This window comes from Streptomyces sp. SAS_270, from assembly GCF_052543295.1.
Map to the genome: position 1 here is coordinate 110,484 of NZ_JBMNDS010000019.1, position 20,770 is coordinate 131,253.

The 20,770-nt window shown below is 72.6% G+C and carries 12 protein-coding genes; 6 read left to right on the forward strand and 6 right to left on the reverse strand.

Going from position 1 to position 20,770, the window contains the following annotated elements; genetic code table 11:
- The first annotated feature begins 142 nt into the window (after positions 1-142).
- The 3 genes from ACN6LB_RS15930 (at position 143) to ACN6LB_RS15940 (ending at position 8,046) form a co-directional block, all read left to right on the forward strand.
- Positions 143-1,861, forward strand: a complete 1,719-nt coding sequence (locus ACN6LB_RS15930) for a DUF2264 domain-containing protein (RefSeq protein WP_445026397.1) — start codon at positions 143-145, stop codon at positions 1,859-1,861.
- Between the two features lie 96 nt (positions 1,862-1,957).
- Entirely contained in the window at positions 1,958-7,201 is a 5,244-nt protein-coding gene (locus ACN6LB_RS15935) for a caspase family protein (protein WP_445026398.1), read from the forward strand.
- A complete protein-coding gene (locus tag ACN6LB_RS15940) occupies positions 7,198-8,046 on the forward strand; it encodes a hypothetical protein (RefSeq protein ID WP_445026399.1) in 849 nt (282 codons plus the stop codon). The genes ACN6LB_RS15935 and ACN6LB_RS15940 overlap by 4 nt, the downstream gene beginning before the upstream one ends.
- Before the next feature lie 23 nt (positions 8,047-8,069).
- Here the strand turns inward: ACN6LB_RS15940 and ACN6LB_RS15945 are convergent, their stop codons facing one another.
- On the reverse strand, positions 8,070-9,641 hold the full coding sequence (locus ACN6LB_RS15945) for a hypothetical protein (protein WP_445026400.1): 1,572 nt from the start codon (positions 9,639-9,641) through the stop codon (positions 8,070-8,072).
- A gap of 265 nt (positions 9,642-9,906) precedes the next feature.
- Between ACN6LB_RS15945 and ACN6LB_RS15950 the strand changes: the two genes are divergently transcribed.
- On the forward strand, positions 9,907-10,662 hold the full coding sequence (locus tag ACN6LB_RS15950) for an isocitrate lyase/PEP mutase family protein (RefSeq protein ID WP_445026401.1): 756 nt from the start codon (positions 9,907-9,909) through the stop codon (positions 10,660-10,662).
- Here the strand turns inward: ACN6LB_RS15950 and ACN6LB_RS15955 are convergent.
- The 5 genes from ACN6LB_RS15955 to ACN6LB_RS15975 all read right to left on the reverse strand — a co-directional run bounded on the left by ACN6LB_RS15955 (position 10,649) and on the right by ACN6LB_RS15975 (position 15,628).
- Complete coding sequence (locus ACN6LB_RS15955; protein ID WP_445026402.1) at positions 10,649-11,461, reverse strand: alpha/beta fold hydrolase; 813 nt, start codon at positions 11,459-11,461, stop codon at positions 10,649-10,651. The two genes, ACN6LB_RS15950 and ACN6LB_RS15955, sit on opposite strands and share 14 nt — an antisense overlap.
- Positions 11,454-12,038, reverse strand: coding sequence for a TetR/AcrR family transcriptional regulator (locus ACN6LB_RS15960; protein WP_445026403.1), 585 nt, complete (start codon positions 12,036-12,038; stop codon positions 11,454-11,456). The genes ACN6LB_RS15955 and ACN6LB_RS15960 overlap by 8 nt, the downstream gene beginning before the upstream one ends.
- A 123-nt stretch (positions 12,039-12,161) precedes the next feature.
- The gene (locus ACN6LB_RS15965) at positions 12,162-12,635 is read right to left on the reverse strand and encodes a hypothetical protein (RefSeq protein ID WP_445026404.1); all 474 of its coding nucleotides are present in this window, start codon (positions 12,633-12,635) and stop codon (positions 12,162-12,164) included.
- 29 nt (positions 12,636-12,664) lie between these two features.
- Positions 12,665-14,764: an NACHT domain-containing protein gene (locus tag ACN6LB_RS15970; protein ID WP_445026405.1), complete on the reverse strand. Its 2,100-nt coding sequence runs from the start codon at positions 14,762-14,764 to the stop codon at positions 12,665-12,667.
- Positions 14,765-15,025: 261 nt separating this feature from the next.
- Complete coding sequence (locus ACN6LB_RS15975) at positions 15,026-15,628, reverse strand: hypothetical protein (protein WP_356138944.1); 603 nt, start codon at positions 15,626-15,628, stop codon at positions 15,026-15,028.
- A 142-nt stretch (positions 15,629-15,770) separates the two neighbouring features.
- Here ACN6LB_RS15975 and ACN6LB_RS15980 point away from each other — a divergent pair, with 142 nt between their 5' ends.
- Both ACN6LB_RS15980 and ACN6LB_RS15985 read left to right on the forward strand, forming a co-directional pair.
- On the forward strand, positions 15,771-18,548 hold the full coding sequence (locus ACN6LB_RS15980) for a protein kinase domain-containing protein (RefSeq protein ID WP_445026406.1): 2,778 nt from the start codon (positions 15,771-15,773) through the stop codon (positions 18,546-18,548).
- A gap of 122 nt (positions 18,549-18,670) precedes the next feature.
- Positions 18,671-20,659, forward strand: coding sequence for a calcium-binding protein (locus ACN6LB_RS15985; protein WP_445026407.1), 1,989 nt, complete (start codon positions 18,671-18,673; stop codon positions 20,657-20,659).
- Positions 20,660-20,770: the final 111 nt, after the last annotated feature.

A 20,770-nucleotide genomic window follows, 5' to 3' on the forward strand; every position in this document is an offset into this window, starting at 1 on the left:
CCCTGGGGCGTCCCGACCGGAACCGGGGCGCCCCAGGCCTGTGCCTGTCCACCGGGCACGGGCCCGACGCCAGGCCCGACCGTCGACGGGCCCGACGCCCGTCCCGGGGCGGCCGCCCTCTGATCGAGACTGGAAAGCTCCCGTGCCCTTCCCCTTCCCCCTGCCGTCGGACGACCGCACACTCAGCCCGTACACCGGCTACACGCGCGCCCACTGGGAGTCGGCCGCGGACTCCCTGCTGGCCGCGGTCGCGCCGTACGCCACGGCGGACGGCGCGCTCTACCACCTCCCCGGCGACCGCACGAGCTGGTCCGGGAAGCTCTCCGACGGCCTCGAAGGGTACGCCCGCACCCTGCTCCTGGCCGCCTTCCGGCGCGACGAGAAGGCCCTGGAGCGCTACGCGGACGGCCTCGCCGCCGGAACCGCGGGCGTCTGGCCGCGCATCGCCGACCGCAGCCAGCCGCTCGTCGAGGCGGCGTCCATCGCCCTCGCACTGCGGCTGACCCGCCCGCTGCTCTGGGACCGCCTGGACGCCCCCGTCCGCGAGCGGGCCGCGCAGTGGCTCGCGGACGCCCTGACGGCCGAACCCTGGGCCTGCAACTGGGAGTTGTTCCCCGTTACGGTGGGCGGCTTCCTGCGGGAGATCGGCTACGAGCCGGAGGCCGCCGGCGCGGCGATCGACCGGGGCCTGGACCGCATCGAGCAGTGGTACGTCGGCGACGGCTGGTACACCGACGGCCGCGGCCGGGCCTTCGACTACTACAACGGCTGGGCCATGCACCTCTACCCGGTGCTGCACGCGTGGCTGGAGGACGACCCCCGCCTGCTGGACCTCTACGGCGGCCGCCTGGAGACCCATCTCGCCGACTACGCCCGCCTGTTCGGCGCCGACGGAGCCCCGATGCGCCAGGGCCGCTCCCTCACCTACCGCTTCGCGACCACCGCCCCGCTGTGGCTGGGCGCCCTCACCGGCCGCACGCCCCTGTCGCCCGGCGAGACCCGCAGGCTGGCCTCCGGCGCCCTGCGTCACTTCCTCGACCGGGACGCCGTCGACGACCGGGGCCTGCTCACCCTCGGCTGGCACGGCCCCGAGGAAGCCGTCCTGCAGGGCTATTCGGGCCCCGCGTCCCCGTACTGGGCGAGCAAGGCCTTCGTCGGGCTGCTGCTGCCCCCCGACCACGAGGCCTGGACGGCCCCCGAACAGCCCGGCCCGACGGACCGCGCCGACGCGGTCACCCCCGTCCGCCCGCCCAACTGGCTTCTCCAGTCCACCGCTTCGGACGGCCTGGTCCGCCTGCACAACCACGGCAGCGAGGACGTCCGCTACGACCCGTACTACACACGGCTCGCGTACTCGACCGTGACCGCGCCCTCCACGTCGTACGACAACAGTGTGATCGTGGACGAGGATCCGAGCCGCACGGACATCGAACCGCTCGGCGCGGGCGACGACTGGGTGGCGTCCCGCCATACGACGGGCGGTGACGCCCGGGTGACCAGCCTCGTCCTCGCCCGCGGAGCGGCGGAGGTGCGGGCGCACCTGGTGACAGGCGCGGCGCCCGGGACGCCGGTACGGATCACCGGCTGGGCGCCGCACGAGGACGCCCAAGCCGAACTCCTGCCCGCCGTCGGCCTGTTGGAGGGCCCCGCCGGCCTGACAGGCACCACGGGGGACGGCCCCACCCTGTTCGTCGCGCTCGCCCGGCTCACCGCGGAGCCGGACCCCCGGCCCCTCGCGGACCTGGTGTCCGTGCGCACGGACGGGCCGGACGGGATCGTCGTGTCCTGGTCCGGGGACGACAGCGTGCGGGCACGGCTCGAAGACGGCGCGGCCTTCGTCGGCGAAGTGAACGAGCGGTAGGCGGCGGGAGGAATCGAGGTGTTTCGCGCCTGACGCTTCTCGACACAGAGAGCGACCGTGCCGCTACTGTTTCTCACAGGGGCAGCGGGGGGCGCGATGGTGCGACAGGTGGGGCGGCGATTCTTCATCACGCTGGGGATGGGGCGGTACGCCCACCTCCCGGCCGACGAGCAACTGCTCCACGTGCCCACGGACGTCCGCGCGATGCGCGAGCTCATGGCCGGGTGCGGATACCAGGAAGTGCTTCCGGGACTCGGCGAGTACGACGGGGCCGAACAGGTCCGCCAGAAGCTCCGCCACTGGTCGACGGACGCCGAACTCGCCCGCGACGACGTGGTGGTCGTGTACTTCGCCGGCCACGGACTCGTCCAGGACCGCGACCGCCACTACCTGCTGTGCTGGGACTCGCAGGACGCCGACGTCGCCACCACCGCCCTCGCCACCGAGGACCTGGTCCGCATTCTGTGCCGAGGAGAGCTGCGCCACCTGCTCCTCGTCCTCGACACCTGCGCGGCCGGCGCGGGCAGCGCCGACGCGGCGGGCATCGCCCTCCAGTCGATCGCCTACCGGCACGGCGGCGCGGGCACCTCCACCGGACTGTGGTTCCTCGCCTCCGCCCGGCGCAAGGACGTCGCGGAGGACGGCCTCTTCGTGAGCGCGCTGCGCACGGCCGTCGGCGTCACCACCACTCGCACCGGGCAACGCCAGCAGTACCTCGACCTGACCGAGCTGGTGCGGGCCGTCAACGAGCGCTTCGAGGACGCGGGCCGCGGCCAACGCGCCGAACTCGCCAGCGGGTTGGTGACCGGCCTGGCACCGTTCTTCCCGAACTCCGGTTTCCGTGAGTCCTTACCGCCCATCGGGACCGACCTGGAGGTGCAACGGCGCGCCGCCGAGCAGGATCTCGCCGACCACTTCGGCCCCCGCTCGCGCGGAGTCGAGTTCGAGTCCGAGCACGGCCTGTACTTCAGCGGGCGTGTCCGGGTGCTCCGCGAACTCGTGGCCTGGCTGACGGCCGCTCACGGCGACGGCAGGGGACGCGTGGTCACCGGACGGCCCGGATGCGGCAAATCGGCGGTCCTGGGAAGAGTCGTGGCCCTGTCGGACCAGCGCTACCGCACCCGGTTCGACGTCCGCGCGCTGGATCCCGCGACGGTGGTGCCCAAAGGATGCGTGACGGTGGCCGTGCACGCACGGCACAAACGACTTGAGGAGATCGTCGAGCGCATCGCCCACACCCTGGGCGCGGAGGTGAACGGCACGCCGGCACTGCTCCAGGAGCTGACGCGGCGCGGCCGGCAGGAGCCACCGATCGTCGTCGTGGTCGACGCGGTCGACGAGGCCGGATCCGACACCGCGGCCGACGCGGGCGGACACGGGGAGCCCCGCCGCATCACCCGGGAACTGCTGCGGCCCATGTCCGAGATCCAGGGCGTACGGCTGCTCGTGGGCACCCGCCACGAACTCGTGACCCCGCTCGGCCCCACCTTCACCTGCCTGGACCTGGACCGCCCCGGCTACCGGGCCGAGCAGGGCGATCTCACCGAGTACGTCGGCAAGATGCTGCTCGCCGAGGAGGAGCCCGAGGTCAGCACCCCCTACCGCGACCTCCCCGACCTCGCCGGGACCGTCGCCGCCGGGGTCGCCAGGCGCGCGGCGGGCGTCTACCTCTACGCGCGCACCACCGCCCGTACGCTGCGCTCCGACGGTGCCGCCGTCGACGTACGCCGCGCGGGGTGGGCCGACGAACTGCCCAGCGAGATCGGCGAGGCGTTCGACGACTACCTGGCGCGTTTCGGACCGGACGAGGCGCGCGTGCGCCGGATGCTGCTCGCCCTGGCCTTCTCCGAGGGGACGGGGCTGCCCCGCGGCCGGGTGTGGACGACGCTCAGCACCGTGCTCTCCGGCGTCCCCTGCACCGAGGAGGACGTCTCCTGGGTACTCGACGTCGCCGAGGCGTACGTCGCCGAGGTCACCGACGACGACCACCGGTCGGTCTACCGGCTCTACCACAAAGCCCTGGCCGAGCACCTGCGGGAGACCGCGGGCCGGGCCACCACCGACATCCATCGGTCCGTGGTCGAAGCACTGGTGGCCCTCGTACCGGTCGTGCCGCACGACGGCCTCGACTGGTTCGCCGCACCCCCCTACGTACGCCAGCACCTGGCCACGCACGCCGCGGCGGCGGGCGTCTTCGCGGGCCTCATAGAGGACCCCGGCTTCCTGCTCGCCTGCGAACCCCTCGGCCTGCTCCGGGCGTTGGCCACCATCAACGGCGAGGCCCCCCGGCGCATCCGCACCGCGTACGAGCAGGTGGCCCACCGGCTCACCCCGAACCGCCAACTGGGCGCGCGGGCCGCGGATTTGCAGCTTTCGGCGCGCCGCTGCGAGGCCGACAGCCTCGCCGACCGCATCGAGGACCTCGGTGTGACCCTTCCCTGGAGCGCCCGCTGGGCCTGGTGGTCGGCGAGCGGCGCGCACCGGCTGCTCACCGGCCACACCAGGGGGGTGTACTGCGTCGCGGTGGGCAGCCTCGACGAGCGGCCCATCGCGGTGACGGGAAGCAACGACGCCACCGTGCGTGTCTGGGACCTCACCGCCCAGCGGCAACTGGGGGACTCGCTGCGGATGGGCGTCGCGGTCAGCGCCGTGGCCATCGGCGATCTCGGCGACTACACCGTGGCGCTGGTGGGCGGGGTCGACGGCACGGTACGGATCTGGGACCTCTCGGCGGGCCAGGAGTACGGCCGCGCCCTGACCGGCCACACCAACAGCGTCAAGGCGATCACGACCGGCGACCTCGGCGGACGACCGGTCGCGCTGACGGCGAGCAGCGACGGCACGGCACGCCTCTGGGACCTGCGGGACCGGACCCAGCTGGGCGGTGACATGTCCGCGCACCGCCGCACCGTCCGGGACGCGGCCCTGGGGGAGATCGACGGATGCCCGGTGGCGGTCACGGGCGGGGACGACAAGGCCGTGCGGATCTGGGACCTCAGCGAGGTCCCGGACGGGGGCACACCTCGGCCCTACGGCAGCCCGCTGGTCGGCCCGGTGGAGGAGGTGACCGCCCTGAGCGTGGGAAAGCAGGACGGCCGGACCGTCGCCCTGGTCGGAGACGGGTCCGGGATGCTGAGCCTGTGGGACCTGGCCACCAGCCGCCAGATCGGCGAACCCGTCATCGCGCACCGCTACTTCGAGCGCAGCGGTGTCCACTCCGTGGTGATCGGACGGTTCGGCGGCCGCAGCGTGGCCCTGACGAGCGGACGTCTGGAGACACGACTGTGGGATCTGCGGACCCTGCGTCAGCTCGGCCCCTCGCTGCGGGGCCACGTCCACGACATCATGGCGGCTGCCCTCACCAGCCGCGGGCACAGCTCGCTGGCGGTCACGGTCAGCCGGGACCGTACGGCCCGTATCTGGGATCTGTCGGCGGACCGGCCGACGGAGGGCCACAGCGGGCAGGTGCACTGCGTGGCGGTCCGGGAGGTGTGCGACGTGCCCATGGCGATCACGGGCGGGGCGGACGGCACCGCCCGGCTGTGGAACCTCCGCACCCGGGTGCAGGCCGGCCCGCCCCTGGACGGGCACCAGGGGAAGGTACTCGCGGTGGCGCTCGGCAGTGTCAGGGGCCGGCCGGTCGCGGTGACCGGCGGGGCCGACACCACCGTCCGGTGCTGGGAGCCGTTCACCGGCAGACCCCTGGGACCGCCGTCGACCGGGCACACCAACGTGGTGCGCTGTGTCGCGCTCGGCGCGCTGCACGGGGAAGCGGTGGTGGTCAGCGGCAGCGAGGACGGGACGGTGCGGATCTCGAACACCGTCACCGGCCAGGCCGTCACCCAAGCGTTGTCGGGCCATCAGGGCGGCATCCAGTACCTGGCCGCCCGACGGTCCGGCCCCGCGCTGGAGATCGCCCTCGCGACCTCCCTCGACCACGCCTACCTCTGGCGCGTCGACGGCGCCGGGACCGCCGTGCAGATGGCGCACTTCGACCTCGAGGACCTCACCCTGTACGAACGGGCGCTGGGCGTGGCCTTCGACGGCGACCGCCCCGTCGTGCTGTCCACCCGGGAGGGCAACGGCGTCTACGTCCACGACATCGTGACGCGCGCCCACGTCGGCGGCCCCCTGGTCGGACACACCCAGAGCGTGCTGGCCGGCACCCTCGCGCGTACCGGTGACACCGTGCTGGTGGCATCCGTGGCCTACGACAACACCGTACGGGTCTGGGATCTGGAGAGCGCCACGGCCCTGGGAGCGCCGCTGGAGGGGCTGACGCGGCTCGGCGAATCGATGACGCCCTGTCCGGCGCCCGCGCTGGGCCTGGCCGACGGAGTTCCCGTGGCCGTGACGGCGTTCACCCGCGAGGTGCGGATGTGGGACATGACCACCATGAGACCTGTCGGGGAACCGCTGTGCGGTGTCGACAACGCACTGGTGTCCGCGGACATCGTCCGGGGCTCCGACCGCGCGATGGTGATCACCGGCAGCAAATACGGCGGGGTGAGGATCCATGACCTCGACGACGGGGAGCAGATCGCCGCGCACATCGCATCGGCCAACTACGAACTCTTCGACACGACGAGCGCCCGTCTCGGCGAGGACACCGTGGTGGTGACGAGCAGCTGGTCGGAGGCGGACGTCTGGGTCCTGGAGCCACGACGACGGCTCGGCAAGCGGTTCGGCACCTCGTGGAAGACCCGCCTGCACACCCTGGAGGACAGGGCGTTCGCGGTGTCGGTGGCGGAGGACTTCACCCTGCACGCCTGGGAACTGGGCACTCAGGCCCAGATGTGCCCGCCGATGTCCGGCCACACGGCACAGGTGATGTGCCTGCGCGTGGGCATCCTCGGGGACGCGCACCTGCTGGCCAGCGCCTCGCTCGACGGGACGGTCCGGCTGTGGGACCTGCGCACGGGCGAACCGTTCGCCGAGCCGATCGACGGCCACGGCAGAGGGGCGTTCAGTGTGGCGTTCGCCCGTCTCGGCAAGGACGTCCTCGTGTCCGGCGCGGGCGACGGGCGGCTGCGCTTCTGGGACCTGGCCGAACGGCGTGACACAGGCCCCGAGTTGGAGCCGTTCCCCTTCCTCGTCAGCGCCGTCAAGTCGGCCGACATCCACGGCGTCCCCATGCTCATCGCGGGCGACGGCTACGGACTGACCCGGATCTGGGACACCCGGTCGGCCTCCTGGACCGCGGAACTCGACGTCGGCGGCGGCATCAACGACATCGCGGTGGACAACGCGGGCCACGTCTGTCTGGCCACGGACATGGGCGTCGTGGTCCTCGGCATCAACATCGCCCACGCGCCGGCGCCCCAGGGCGACGCCCCATGACCCGCCTCGTCCTCGCCCACGGCATAGCCCAGCAGTACAAGGGCGCGGACAGCCTGCTCGCCGACTGGTTCCCCGCGCTGACCGACGGCGTCACCCTCGCCGCAGGTCCGAGGCTGCGGCGGAGCGACGTCTCCATGGCGTTCTACGGTGACCTCTTCCGCCCCGCCGGCCATCGCGGACTCGGCATCCCCGAACTCGACGCGAGCGACGTCGAGGACGGCCTGGAACGCGAACTCCTGCTGGCCTGGTGGGAGGCGGCGGCCCGCGCGGAGAGCCAGGTCACCGGACCGGACCGCGCTGTCCGGCTGCGTACGCCCGACCTCGTGCAGCGAGCCCTCGACGCGCTGAGCCACTGCTCCTTCTTCGCAGGACTGAGCGAACGGCTGGTGATCCACAGCGCCCGCCAGGTACGCCGCTACTTCACCGAGCCGGAGCTGCGCGCCGCGGTCCGCGACCGGCTCGCCCAGGCGCTGACCGCCGACACCGAGGTGGTCGTCGCCCACTCCCTGGGCACGGTCGTCGCCTACGAAGTGCTCTGCGCCCACCCGGAGTTGCGGGACCTCTCGCTCGTCACCCTCGGTTCCCCCCTCGGCGTGCGCAGCCTGGTCTTCGACCGGCTCGTCCCCGCGCCGGGCGCCGGACACGGCCGCTGGCCGGCGCCCGTGAAACGCTGGTCCAACATCGCGGACCGGGGCGATGCCGTGGCGCTGGCAAAGGAGTTGGCGCCGTTGTTCGGCAGCCGCGTGCAGGACGCGCTCGTGCACAACGGAGCCAAGGCGCACGACGTCCGGCCGTATCTCACCGCACGGGAGACCGGCCGGGCGATCGCGGACGGACTGAGGTGACACCGCGTCGCAGCGCGGCCGGGTCAGGGCTTGAGACGGGCGATCCTCAGCGTGGAGGTCGTGGGCGAGGAGCCCGTGAGTGCGGTGGCGTACGACGGTGTGACGGGCGGGTACGCCCAGGCGAGCGTGCCGTCCTTCTCGACCGCGATGTCGCCCGTGATGCGGGCCGAGACCACCTTGTCCGCCGACTTGACCGTGCCGTTCCAGTCGACGAGGCGGAAGTGGGTGCCGCTGAAGGTGCCCTTGCAGGTGCCGTCCGCGCACGTGGCGTTCTTCAGTGACTCCCAGGAGACGAGGAGCCGGTCCTTGCCGTACGGCGCCACGTGGACGTTCACGTTCTCGGTGCCCGCGGCGCTGGTGAGGTAAATCGGCTTTCCCGAGGGCGTGTTGCGGTTCTTGAGGAAGGCGACCGCGACCTGGTGGGTCTTGGTCTTCGGCTTCACGGTCCAGCCGCGGCCGCTCGAGTCGTCCGGGTTCTTGGCGGCGGAGGCGGCCCCGCGGGAGGCGAAGGCGGTGGCGTAGCGGCCGGTCGACGACTTCACCAGGTCGCCGGTGCGGCCGGCGAACGTGCCGCCGCAGTAGCCGGCCCAGCACTGTTCGCGCTGGACGACGGGCGCGGTGTCGGGTGCGCCGATGCCGGTCGACACGAACAGGCCCGAGCGCCAGTCGTCGAAGCAGAGCGAGGTGAACGCGCCGGTGGACTCGGCGTGCAGCGCGATGCCCTCGTTGTGGCTGCACCCCCAGCTCCAGCCGCCGCTCAGCTTCGCGCCGGTCGAGCCGAGGTACATCAACTTGTCGCCGAAGTGGCCGTCGGTCCAGCCGCCCGCGCCGTGGACGACGAAGTACGCGCCGTACTTCGTGCCGTTCCAGGCCAGTTGGCCGTCGAGGAGCGGCGCCGTGTCGTGCGACGAAGTCCCCGTCAGCTTCGTACGGAAGGCCTGCGCGCCGTTCTTGTAGCGGATCAGCGCCGCGGCCGTCTCCTTCCACTTGTTCGTGTCGGCGACCCGGGTCAGCAGCGCGAAGCCGTCGTTGTGCGCGACGAGTCCGCCGACCTCCTTCGCACCCTTCACGACCGTGTCCTTCGCGGACCGCTTGCCCGCCGCGGTCAGCGGTGTGACGTGGACTCCGTCGGCCGCGGGCCAGGCGACGCGCAGCGTGCCGTCCGGGGCCACCGCGGTCGTGGTGCGCGTCCACTCGCGGGTGCTGTTGTAACCCGCGGACAGGTAGGGGAACTTGGCGGCCAGCGTGACCGTGGTGTTCGTGACGGCGAGGGTGCCCGTCGCGGTCGCGGCGGTCTTGGCGGTCTTCGTGGCCGATGAGGCGGCGGCCTTGGCCTTGGCGGTGGACGACGTCGAGGCGCTCGCGGTGGGCGTGGTGCTCGACGGTGACCCGGGGCCGGACGCGGCTTCGGAGGCGGTGGCCGACTTCTCGGCCGAGGCCGAGGTGCTCTGCCCGCCGCCCGAGCCGTTCGTCGTCGTCGCCGTCGCGTACCAGGCCCCGGCCAGCAGGCCGGCGGCGGCGAGAGCGCCCACGACCGGCTTACGGGCGCCGCTGCGGCGACGGCGGTGGGAGGTGGTGCGTCTTGCGGTTGTCATGTGGGTGGGTCGCCGCGGCACGCGGAAAGGTTGCCGGAGGATTTCAGCTCGTCCGGCGTTTGAGGACGGTTCGGCCGTCCCGGTCCCCCACCCACCCGAGGGGGGCGTGGTTTCAGCCCGTCCGGCGTTTGAGGACGAGCGCGAAGCGCGATGCAGGGGGAGAGGGGGTCCAGCCTCCAGGTCAACGGGACGGGTAGGGGCGGAGGGGGCGAAATCCCGCCACAGTTCGGCCCGCACCGAACCGATCCGCCCCTACCGTTCCGGTATGACCGTGACCGCGTTCGCCGCACTCCACCACGCCGACACACCTCTGCTCCTGCCCAACGCCTGGGACCACGCCTCGGCGGCCGCTCTTGCCGCCGAGGGCTTCGAGGCGATCGGCACCACGAGCCTCGGTGTCGCCGCCGCGGCCGGACTGCCGGACGGCTCGGCGGCGACCCGGGACCTGACCCTGGGGCTGACCCTGCGACTCGGCCAGGGGCCGTTCCTCCTGTCCGTCGACGCCGAGGGCGGTTTCAGTGACGATCCCGACGAAGTCGCCAGGTCGGCACGAGAGTTGGCCGCCGCCGGCGCCGTCGGCATCAACCTGGAGGACGGCCTCGGCTCGGCCGGCCTGCACGCCGCGAAGATCGCCGCGGTGAAGGCAGCCGTGCCCGGCCTCTTCGTGAACGCCCGCACCGACACGTACTGGCTGGGCGACGGCGCGGAGACGATGAAGCGGCTCGACGCCTACCAACAGGCGGGCGCGGACTGCGTGTTCGTGCCGGGTCTGACGGACGACAAGCGGATCGCCGCTCTGGTGAAGTCCCTCGACGTCCCGCTCAACATCCTCTACTCCCCGTCCGGCCCGGCCTTCCCGCGTCTCGCCGACCTCGGCGTGCGCAGGGTCAGCCTCGGCTCCTACCTCTACCGGCGTGCACTGGGCGCCGCCCTGGAAGGCGTGGCGGACATCCGGGCCGGACGCCCGCCCCGCGGCCCCGCCCCGACCTACGCGGAGGTGCAGGCGCTCAGTGCACCGTGACCGACAGCAGCGTCCGGATGAGCAACTCCGCGAAGTCGGCCGGGTGTTCGGCGACGCCGATGTGACCGCCGGGGAACTCGACGAATTCGCCGCCGCTCAGCTCGGACGCCAACGTGGCCGTACGGTGCAGTAGTTGCCCGCGCGAGTCGACTCCCGCGCCGAGGACGAGACGTCCGGGCAGCTGCTTGAGAGCGGTCGTATCCGGCATGTAGGCGGTGAAGCGACCCAGGACGCGGGTGAGGAAGAGCGCCATGGGCTTGTTCAACTCATCGTCAGCAGAAGGGGGTTGGGAGTCGAGCGACCGGTCCGCGGTCCACGCTCGCTCCTCCAGCCCGGCGCCGAGCCGGGCGGCCGCCGCTCCCAGACCCGCCGCGCGGTAGACGTCGTACACCTCCGCGAACATGGCCCGCTGCACGTCCGCGTCCGGCAGCACCTCCACGACCGGCGGCTCGTGCGCCACCACGCGCCGCAGGCGCTCCGGACGGCGGGTGAGCAGGTCGAGTGCGACGATTGCGCCGGAGCTGGCCCCGAAGACGTAGGCGGACTCGCCGTCCGGCAGGACTTCGCCGAGCACCCGATGGGCGCCCTCGCTCCACGCCGTCACGCTCTGCTCGCCGACGGGCAGGCCGAGCCGGCCGTGCGCGAGGCCCAGCGGGTCGTACGTCACGACGGTGAACCGCTCGGCGAGCCGGTCCGTCAACGCGTCGAAGCCCATGGGATGCCCGGCCCCGCCGGGAATGACCAGCAGCACGGGCCCGACGCCGCGCACGTCGTAGTACAGGTCGGTCGGATCAGTCATTGTTCTTCTCCTGTCGAGGCCACTGCTCCAGTGCCACGTGCAGCGCGGCGATGGCCCGGTCCCAGGACGCCTGCACGTCACGGGCGGCGCCGAAGCCGCCGGTGGCCTCCAGGGCGCAGTAGCCGTGGAAGGTGCTGCGCAACAGGCGTACGGCGTCGGTGAGATCGGGTTCTTCGAGGCCGTAGGCGCGGAGCATGCCGTACGTGATTTCGGCGGTGCGCCGGAAGTTGGGGGACTCGGTGAGGAGGGCCTGGTCCATCCGGATCTGGGTGGCGGCGTACCGCCCCGGCCGCTCCAGCGCGTACGCCCGGTAGGCGCCGGCGAACGCGGCCAGCGCGTCCTGGCCCGCCCGCCCCGCCACCGCCGCCGCGATCCGGTCGATCATCTCCCCGCCCGCGAGCAGCGCAACGCGTGTCCGCAGGTCCTGGAGGTTCCTGACGTGCGAGTACAGACTCGCGTCCTTCACACCGAAGTGCCGCGCCAGCGCGGACAGGGTGACGCTCTCGAAGCCGACCTCGTCCGCGAGTTCGGCGGCCGCCTCCACGAGCCGGTCGGCCGTGAGCCCTGCTCGGACCATGGGTGATCCACCTCCGCACACCTTGAAACCTAGGAGTCCTAGGTAATGACCTAGTGTACATAGGCCGAGCGGTCGCGGACCTGGGCCTGCGCAGGACAGGGCGGCGAACTTGCACCGAACCGGTCAGAAGCTGCCTTCGACCACCCTGTTGACCACGCCGATCCTGCTGCCGCCCTTGCGGGTCTTGAAGACGGCACGGACATCGGCCCCGGCCGCCAAGGACTTGAGGCTCCGCCTCGAACACTCCAGCATCTGCGTCGCCTTGTCCCGGGGCAGCGGCAGTTCGGGGTCCGAGTAGATGGGGACCTCGTGCGAGGTGCCCTCGCAGAGCGTCTTGCGGGCCTTGGAACCCGGGCTCTTGGCCGTGACGGAAACCCACACCTTCGGGGAGCCCTGCTCGATCCAGGCCAGGACGTCGGAGACACCGGAGGGGGCCAAGCCCTGGATGACGATGCACATCGGCGGCGTCCCGCCGTGCTTTTCGGTGCAGGTCTTCCTCATCAGGACCTCGGGGTCGGGCTCACGGGTGTCGGCGGAGGCGGGCGCGGCAGTCGGGAGGAGCAGCAGGGCGAGGGCGAGGGTTTTGACGCAGCGCATCAGGATGGTCCTTTTCCGTTCGGTTCTGATCAGGGCTGAAGAGGGTCCGGGGGAGGGTGGTTGCTGAGCCACTGCTGCAGTTCCCGGTGGCGGAACTGGTACGACCCGCCCGTCACCCTTAGCAGCCCGGCCTGATGGGCCCAGTCGAGGAAACGGCCCAGGCGCCACGGGAGCCGACCGGACATGCACAGCAGGAACGCGAGATAACGCCGTCCGGATGCGCCGCAGAAGGCGAGCCCGTAGAGCAGGCCGAGGACGCTCACGTAGACCGGGCCCATCGCGTGGCCGACGGGCAGCCAGACGCAGAGCGGTGCCGCCACAGGGATGCGCAGGTAGGAACCGTAGGGAAAGAGCAGGAGGAGCGCGACGAGAACACCGGCCGTCAGACCCGCGGCCAGGTCGGTGCGGATCGCGCTGTGCGGGGACAGCGCATGATCGCCGGCCTGATGGGACGCGGCTCTGCGGATCGCGCCGGGAAGCGCCGTGAGCCACAGGAGGGGAAGCACGATCAGGCACAGCCGGGTGGCTTCCGCGCGGTCCAGGTCCAGGCCGACGTCGAGGAAGGCGTCGAGGTTCGCCTCGTATCCGAAGTGGTCGAGCACCGGTTGCAGTGCGCTGCCGAGCAGGGGCACGGCGATGAGTCCCGCGACCGTCACCGGCAGCAGGCCGACACCGATGCGGCGCAGCACACGCGCGGAGCGCAGCCGCCGAAGCGGAATGGTCAGCAGCGGCGGTGACCGGTCGAGGGCGGTGCGGACCACGATGACCGACACCATGGCCAGCATGCCCGCGTCGAGGAGAGCGCCGGCGAAGGGGTACGGCGCGCTGTACCGGTTGAAGCCGGGATGGTGCCGGCGCCAGAGGGCGGCCAGGGCGAGGAGCGCCACGACACAGGCAGCGTCCACGCACCGCACGAGGAGCCTGCCGCCCATCGGCCACAGTTCGTGCGGGCGCAGATCGCTGTGCGTGCCGCCGTCGCGTTGCAGATGACGTGCCAGGCGGGTGAGCCAGCGCCGTACCTGGTCCGGGTCGTAGGGCGCTTCGGTGCCTGGCGCGCCCTCCGCCGCTCGGCGGACGTAGCCGTCGAGGAGATGGGCGTCGAGGCCTTCGGCGTCCTCCGTGAACGCGGCCAGGCGCGCCGAGCCGACCCCGCCGGGGTACGCGGCCACGACCTGGGTCACCCGCCACGGGGTGGTCAGAGCCTGCGCGAGGGGCCCGGCGGGGTCGTCGTGCAGGAGGGTGAGGACCGGCTCCCACGCGTCGGGCGTGCCGTGAGTGAGGAGGAACTCCCGCACGCTGTCGGCCGGGAGGGGCTCCAGCCTCACGAGCGCGGTCGTTGTGAGCCGGGCCGCCGCGGGGAAGTCGCCGGTCCGGCAGGTGACCACGAGGGGGCCCGGCTCGCCGCGCACGAGGTACCGGTCGAAGGCCGCGACCGCCGCCCGGGCCCTGGGGCGCCGGTCGTCGGGCGCGGTGACGGCGTCCATCTCGTCGAGGCCGTCGAGAACGGGCAGCACCAGCCGCTCCTCGACGATCAGCCGTGCGTGACGCGGAGGCAGGTCGTAGTCCTCGGTGAGGCGGACGGCGATCCAGTCGGCGAGGCGCCGGTGGGGGTCGTACTCGGCCAGCGGGAACCGCACCGGGACGGGCTGTCCCTCGGCACGGTCGCGCAACAGGGAGATGATGAGACCGAGCGCGCACACCGTCTTGCCCGCCCCCGGCGCGCCGGTGATCAGCAGCCGCTGGTTCCCTTCGGCCAGCAGCAGTTCGCGTACGGAGGCGACCGTGGCGGGGCGTTCGGTCGAGGCCGAGCCGGAGCCGGTGGTGAGGGTGCAGGACGGGTCGAGTACGTGGATGTCGCCGACGAGGCGCAGCCGTTCCTCCTGCTCCGCAGAGGCCACCCGCCGGGCGAGCGTCGCGGCTACCGAGCGCGGGTCGGCGGACGGAGGCTGAGCCGTGGTCCAGACGGTGAGCGCCAGGGCGGCGACCGCGATGGGCAGGCCGAGTGCGTCGTGCGGCTCGGTTCCGCCTGTCACCAGAGCGCGCAGCGCCCACAGGCCGCTGGCCAGGACGGCGACGGCGGACAGCCGGACCACCACTCGCCTGCGGACGTTGACGCCTTGGATGCGCATACGGCTGATCGTGCGTCGGCCCGCGGCGCGGAGGGGGCCGAATCGAACCCTCCGCACCCTGCGGGTGAAGCGCGTGGAAGTGGCGCGCGGTGGCGCGCGCCGGGCGCGCCCGCGGACAGGTCCCGCAGCGCCGGATCGAGCCCGTTCAACGGGCTCGCGAGGGCAGGCCCCGCCCGGTGAGAGTCGCTGTACGCAAGGGCGGCGCGGTGCAGTGCGACGGCGGGTCCTCCCGCGCCGCATCCGGACGCGGGAGGGGTGCCCTCAGCGGCCCTCGGATGCCGACGAGTCCTCGCGGCCGGGGCAGGCCGTCCGCAAGGCGGTGAGGGCGTCCCAGGCGGAGTCCTGGGCGAACGTGCTGGGTGCCGTGCCGCGGTCGGGGCCGAACACGACGTACGACTCCGGAAGGTAGGAGAGGCCGCCCCACTCCTCCCGTCGGTGGGCGCGGGCCAGCACCTGCCCGCAGTGCGTGCAGGTGATCCACGGGACGAGCAGGGGACCGTCGGGTTCCTGGACCCCGGCGGGCCCCGGCGTCTCGCGGTCACCGTCGAACTCCACCAGCCGCAGTGACGCGTCCTGCGCGGGATCACCCTGGCAGCGCGCGATGTCGGCGCCGAGCGCGTCCCACATGGTCCAGGTCTCGGCCATGACCGCCAGCTCGGCCCGCGTGGTCTCGCCGATCGGTACACCCCGCTCAAGGAGCCGCGGGAGCAGCACGAACTGGAGCCCGGCCTCCTGCTCGCCGATGTCCCAGCAGTCCTGGAACTCGGCCGCGTCCTCGGCGGACGGCAGAAGTCGCGCGAACCGACGCCAGAGGGCGGGTTCGTCGGCGTACGAGGCGACCGGCTCGCTTTCCTGTTCGTTCATCCGGCCGAGAGTAGCGGGACAATGATCGGTTGTTCATAAGGTCAACTCCCTGCGGATCGGGGTATTTTGTCGCCTACGGGCTCTTCATCCGGTCCCCGTGCGGGGCGGGATGTCGGCCGATCTGCAGCTCCGGGGGGTCTGTATGCGATGGGTCGGCAAGCGACGGAACACCACGCCGGCGTCCGGCGAACCGGCGGCGGATGTGCTCGCCCGGCTGCGGGACGGCAGCGCCTCGGCCGAGCAGGACGGCCGGCAGGGCCGACCCGGCAAGGCCGTGAAGCGCTATCGCGAACTGGTCGTCCAGGCGACGTCCGCCCCCGGGCCCGACGACCCCACCACCCTGGCCCTGCGGCACCAACTCGCCCACTGGACAGGGGAGTCCGGCGACCCGGAAGGCGCCGTGCAGCTGTTCGCGCAGCTCCTGTCCGACCGTGAGCGCCTCCAGGGGCCACGCCACCAGGACACCGGCCTCGCCCGCCACCAGCTCGCCCACTGGCACGGCCGGGCGGGACGGAGCGAGGAGGCCGTACACCGCTACGGGGAGATGCACCGCGCGGCGGAACAGGAGGGCCGCACCGAGGCCGCGCTCAACCTCCTGTGCGACCTGGGCCATTGGCAGCAGCAGGCCGACGACAACGCAGCCGCGCTGCGCACCTACACCCGGATGCTGAAGACCGCCGAGGCCGAACTGGGCGCCCATCACGAACTCGCCGGCATCGCCCGTAGGCGCTACGCCGAACTCGCCGGCGCTCTGCCCTTCGGCCACGAGCGGGGGCACGACAGCCTGGAGGACCTCGTCGCGGCGGCCGCGGAGATCGAGCGGAGCGGCGACCTCTCGCGGGCGAGTCGTATGTACGGCCAAATAGCCGAGAAATGCCGGGAGTTGTACGGCGCCCGCAGCGACCGGACGCTCGGCGCGCTGGTCTCGCAGGCGAAGGCGGCCATGCGGACGGAGGACCTGGACGAAGCCGTCGTCTGTTTCGGGAAGGTGCTCGCCTGCATGGAGCTACGGGGAGAGGGCCCGGGCTCGCCCGAGTACGACACCCTGTCCGGGCAACGGGACCAGCTCGCCCGGGCCGCGGGAAAGACGGAACTCCACATAGGTGACACGGCGGGAACCCTGCTCGCCCGGCAGGTGGAAGCGGCACCCGCCACGGCCTTCGGACTGCTGGCAAGCGAAGCCCGCGCCCGCCACATCACCCGGGTCTTCCCGGTCACCGACGCCACCGGCGGACCGCGACCGCACATGGTCGGCATCGAGCAGTGGCTCACCGTGCTCCAGCGCGTGGCCGACCAGGGGTGCGAGGCCCGCGCCTTCTACTTCGCCCGTGCCGACCGCCGGCCGACGCCCGAGGAGATCGCACTGTGCGAGCGGCTGGGGCTGCTCGGCATCTACGTCTCCGACGAGGGCCACGGCAATGTGAACGTGGAGGCGTACTCCTTCCGGGAGGGTGCACCCCATACGGTCTCGCTCGTCGTGGTGGACGACGAGCGGGCGGAGCCGGAACCCGCCCCCGCGCGCGACCCGGGCGGTGCCACAGCCGTGCATCCCGAAGCCGAGGCCCTGGGGGAGTGGCGGCCGGTCGAGCGGGCCAGGCCCGCGCGGGCGGCGGAGGACCCGGCGGCCTTCGGCTCCTACGAGGTGCTGGAGCGCGTCGGCGAGGGCGGGTTCGGGCGGGTCTACCTCTGTCAGGACCCGGACGGGGTCCTGGTGGCGGTCAAGACGCTGCACGCGGAGTACGCGGCCGACTCCTCGATCCGGGAGGGCTTCACGCACGAGGTACAGGCGGCCCGGCGGGTCAGCGGACGGTTCACCGTTCCCGTGATCGCCGCCGACACGAGCGGTGAAACCCCCTGGATGGCCGTGCCGTTCGTGGCCGCGCCCTCGCTTCAGGAGGTGGCCGAACAGTGCGGCGCGCTGGACCCCGCCACCGTCCGCGGCATCGGTGCGGGCATCGCCTCCGCACTCACCGCCATTCACGCCGAGGGCATCGTGCACCTCGATCTCAAACCCGCGAACGTCCTGCTGACCGAGGACGGCCCCCGCGTCATCGACTTCGGCATCGCGCAGATCGAGCGGCTGACGGAACCGCGCAGCGGATTCGCCGGCACATACGCCTACGCCTCGCCGGAACAGATCCGGGAACACGCGCAGTTCACCCCGGCCAGCGATGTCTTCTCACTCGGCACACTCCTCGCCCGCCTCGCCCTCGGGCGCCTGCCCTGGGGCAAGAAGGTGCTCGCGGTGATGAGCAACATCTGCGACGGCACGCCCGACCTGGCCGGGATGCCCGCCGAACTGGAAGAGGCGGTCCGCTCCTGCCTCCAGCTCGACCCGGCCCGACGGCCGACCCCCGCCGCTGTCGCCGCCGCCCTCGCGACCGGCCCGGAGGGCGAACTCCGTGACCCGGAGGCGGAACGATTCACCCCGCCGCTCCTGCCCGACGAGGCGACGACCCTCATCCGCGAGCACGCCGGCCTGCCGCCCACCCGCCGCTTCGAGACGCTGGTTCGCACCAGGCAGCAGGGCCCGGACGCCACCACGGTGGCCGCACGGCCGGGGAGGGGCGGCGCCGGCGGCGACGTACCGCCCGAGGACCGCACGCCCGACACCGCGGCCCAGGACCTCGAAGCCCAGGTCCTCGCCTGGGAACGCGAGGGCGGTCCGAAGCCGACCGACCAAGTACGCCGGGAATGCGGCGCGTTCAGCGCAGAGGCCCGCTCCCGGCTCGGCGAGGACCACCCGCTGGCCCTGCGTCTCAAGGTCTCCCACGCCATGCTCGGCTACGACGGCGCGAGCGGAACCGAGTACGCCGAACGCGTCGTGGAGGAGGTCGCCGTACACCTCGGGGACGGCCACCCCACGGTCCGCGACGCCCGTGCGCTGCTGGCGGCGCTGAGGTCCGTACAGCCGGGCTGAGGAACCGGCGCGCGGAAGAGACGACCTTGCTGTCACCCCCGAGAGTGGACTCCGCGGTGCAGTGGGCCCAGCCGCCGGTAAGCCGCGCGAAAGCGCCGGGGGAACCTCCCGAAGCTGGGCGGATGTCCACCCTTGCTTCCCTACGGGGATCCCTCCGCGCGGCAGCTCTGGCCGCCGCCGCGCTCGCACTCGTCGTCGCGATGCCCTGTACCGCCCTCGCCGCACCCGGCGACCTGGACACCTCGTTCGGCACCGGCGGGAAGGTCACCGTCGACCGCGGCCAGAACGAGGAGGGCGAGGACGTCGTCCTGCAGCCCGACGGCAAGATCGTCACGGTCGGCGTGAACTGGGCTTCCGACGCCCCGTCGCCCGACTTCTCCCTGATGCGGCACAACCCCGACGGCAGCCTCGACCCCTCGTTCGGTGGCGACGGCGAGGTGACCACCGACTTCGAGGGCGGCGACGACCGGGCCCAGGGGGCGGCCCTGCAGGCCGACGGCAAGATCGTCGTGGTCGGCCGGACCGAGCGGTTCGGGGAGGAGAACGGCGGCTGCTGCTGGTTCACGGTGGCCCGCTACAACCCCGACGGCACCCTGGACACCAGCTTCGGGGGCACCGGCTGGGTCATCCCCGAACTGGCCGGTGGCGCCGAGGACGGCTGGGCGGTCGCGGTGCAGCCCGACGGGAAGATCCTCGCCTCGGGGACCGCGGGCGGTGAGATCGCCGCGGTCCGCTACAACCCCGACGGAACCCCGGACACCGCGTTCGGCGGCGGCGACGGCGAGGTCACCACCGCCTTCGACCAGGGCGTGCAGGGCAAGGACATGGCGCTCCAGCCGGACGGCCGGTTCGTCGTCTTCGGCGACACGGGCGAGACGGCCTTCGACTTCGCGGTCGTCCGCTACAACCCCGACGGGAGCCTCAACACCACGTTCGGTGGCGGCGACGGCCGCGTCGTCACGGACCTGGGCGGCTACAACTTCGGTGAGGCCGTGGTGGTGCAGTCGGACGGCCGGATCGTCGCCGCCGGAAGCGGCGCGGGCCCCGGCTTCACCTTGGTGCGCTACAACACCGACGGCACGCTCGACGGCGGCTTCGGCACCGGCGGCGTCGTGAACACCCCCTTCGGCACCAACGGCAGCGTGCGGGACCTGATGCTTCAGCCCGACGGCCGGATCGTCGCCGCCGGAAGCGCCGACGGCGGCTTCGCCCTGGCCCGCTACAACACCAACGGCACTCTGGACACCGGGTTCGGCACCGGCGGCCGCACGAGCACCGGCTTCGGCGCCGCCGCCCAGGTCAACAGCCTCGCCCTCCGGTCCGACGGCAGGATCGTCGCGGTCGGCACCAGCGGCGACGACCGCGCCCTCGCCCGCTACCTGGGCGGCGCCGGCACCCCTCCGCCGCCGCCCGCCGGGGTGGACCTGTCCGTCACCAAGTCCGGCACGGGCACGGTCAGCATCGGTGACCGGGCGACGTACACCGTGACGGTCACCAACAACAGCGCCACGACCACGGCCACCGGCGTGGCCCTCACCGACGCGCTCACCGGCCCCGCCACCACGATCGTCTCGGCCACCCCCTCCCAGGGCACCTGCACCACCGGCGGCACCTGCTCCCTCGGCACCCTCGCCCCCGGCGCGAAGGCCACGGTCACGGTCGTCGCCGAACCCCGCGCCACCGGCACCCTCACCGACAAGGCCACGGTGAGCGCCGGCCAGTCCGACCCGACCCCCGGCAACAACAGCGCGACGGCGACCACCACCGTCAACAACGCCCGCGGCTGCACCCGCATCGGCACCAGCGGCAACGACACCCTCACCGGCGGCTACGGCACCGACGTGATCTGCGGCCTCGGCGGCGACGACACCGTCGACGCGAGCTACGGCAACGACACCGTGTACGGCAACTACGGCAACGACCGCCTCGACGGCGGCTACAACGACGACACCCTGAACGGCGGCCCGGGCAACGACAACCTGATCGGCAACTACGGCAACGACAGGCTCAACACCGTCGACAACGTCTCCGGCAACGACACCGCCAACGGCGGCCTCGGCACGGACACCTGCACGACGGACACGGGCGACACGCGGCTCAGCTGCCCCTAGGGGGTGTTTTGAAAGTCCCGCACAGCACCCGCGGCGCCCGGCACGCACCCTCGCCGCACCGGCCGAAGTCCCAAGTACGTCCAGTACGAGGGCCTTCGTCCGGCACGCCGA

What these genes read in the sequence shown, in the direction of transcription:
- ACN6LB_RS15935 (WP_445026398.1), top strand. Translation starts at nt 1,958, where the DNA reads ATGGTGCGACAGGTGGGGCGGCGATTCTTCATCACGCTGGGGATGGGG.
- ACN6LB_RS15950 (WP_445026401.1), top strand. Translation starts at nt 9,907, where the DNA reads ATGACCGTGACCGCGTTCGCCGCACTCCACCACGCCGACACACCTCTG.
- ACN6LB_RS15940 (WP_445026399.1), top strand. Translation starts at nt 7,198, where the DNA reads ATGACCCGCCTCGTCCTCGCCCACGGCATAGCCCAGCAGTACAAGGGC.
- ACN6LB_RS15945 (WP_445026400.1), bottom strand. Translation starts at nt 9,641, where the DNA reads ATGACAACCGCAAGACGCACCACCTCCCACCGCCGTCGCCGCAGCGGC.
- ACN6LB_RS15985 (WP_445026407.1), top strand. Translation starts at nt 18,671, where the DNA reads ATGTCCACCCTTGCTTCCCTACGGGGATCCCTCCGCGCGGCAGCTCTG.
- ACN6LB_RS15960 (WP_445026403.1), bottom strand. Translation starts at nt 12,038, where the DNA reads ATGGTCCGAGCAGGGCTCACGGCCGACCGGCTCGTGGAGGCGGCCGCC.
- ACN6LB_RS15975 (WP_356138944.1), bottom strand. Translation starts at nt 15,628, where the DNA reads ATGAACGAACAGGAAAGCGAGCCGGTCGCCTCGTACGCCGACGAACCC.
- ACN6LB_RS15980 (WP_445026406.1), top strand. Translation starts at nt 15,771, where the DNA reads ATGCGATGGGTCGGCAAGCGACGGAACACCACGCCGGCGTCCGGCGAA.
- ACN6LB_RS15955 (WP_445026402.1), bottom strand. Translation starts at nt 11,461, where the DNA reads ATGACTGATCCGACCGACCTGTACTACGACGTGCGCGGCGTCGGGCCC.
- ACN6LB_RS15970 (WP_445026405.1), bottom strand. Translation starts at nt 14,764, where the DNA reads ATGCGCATCCAAGGCGTCAACGTCCGCAGGCGAGTGGTGGTCCGGCTG.
- ACN6LB_RS15965 (WP_445026404.1), bottom strand. Translation starts at nt 12,635, where the DNA reads ATGCGCTGCGTCAAAACCCTCGCCCTCGCCCTGCTGCTCCTCCCGACT.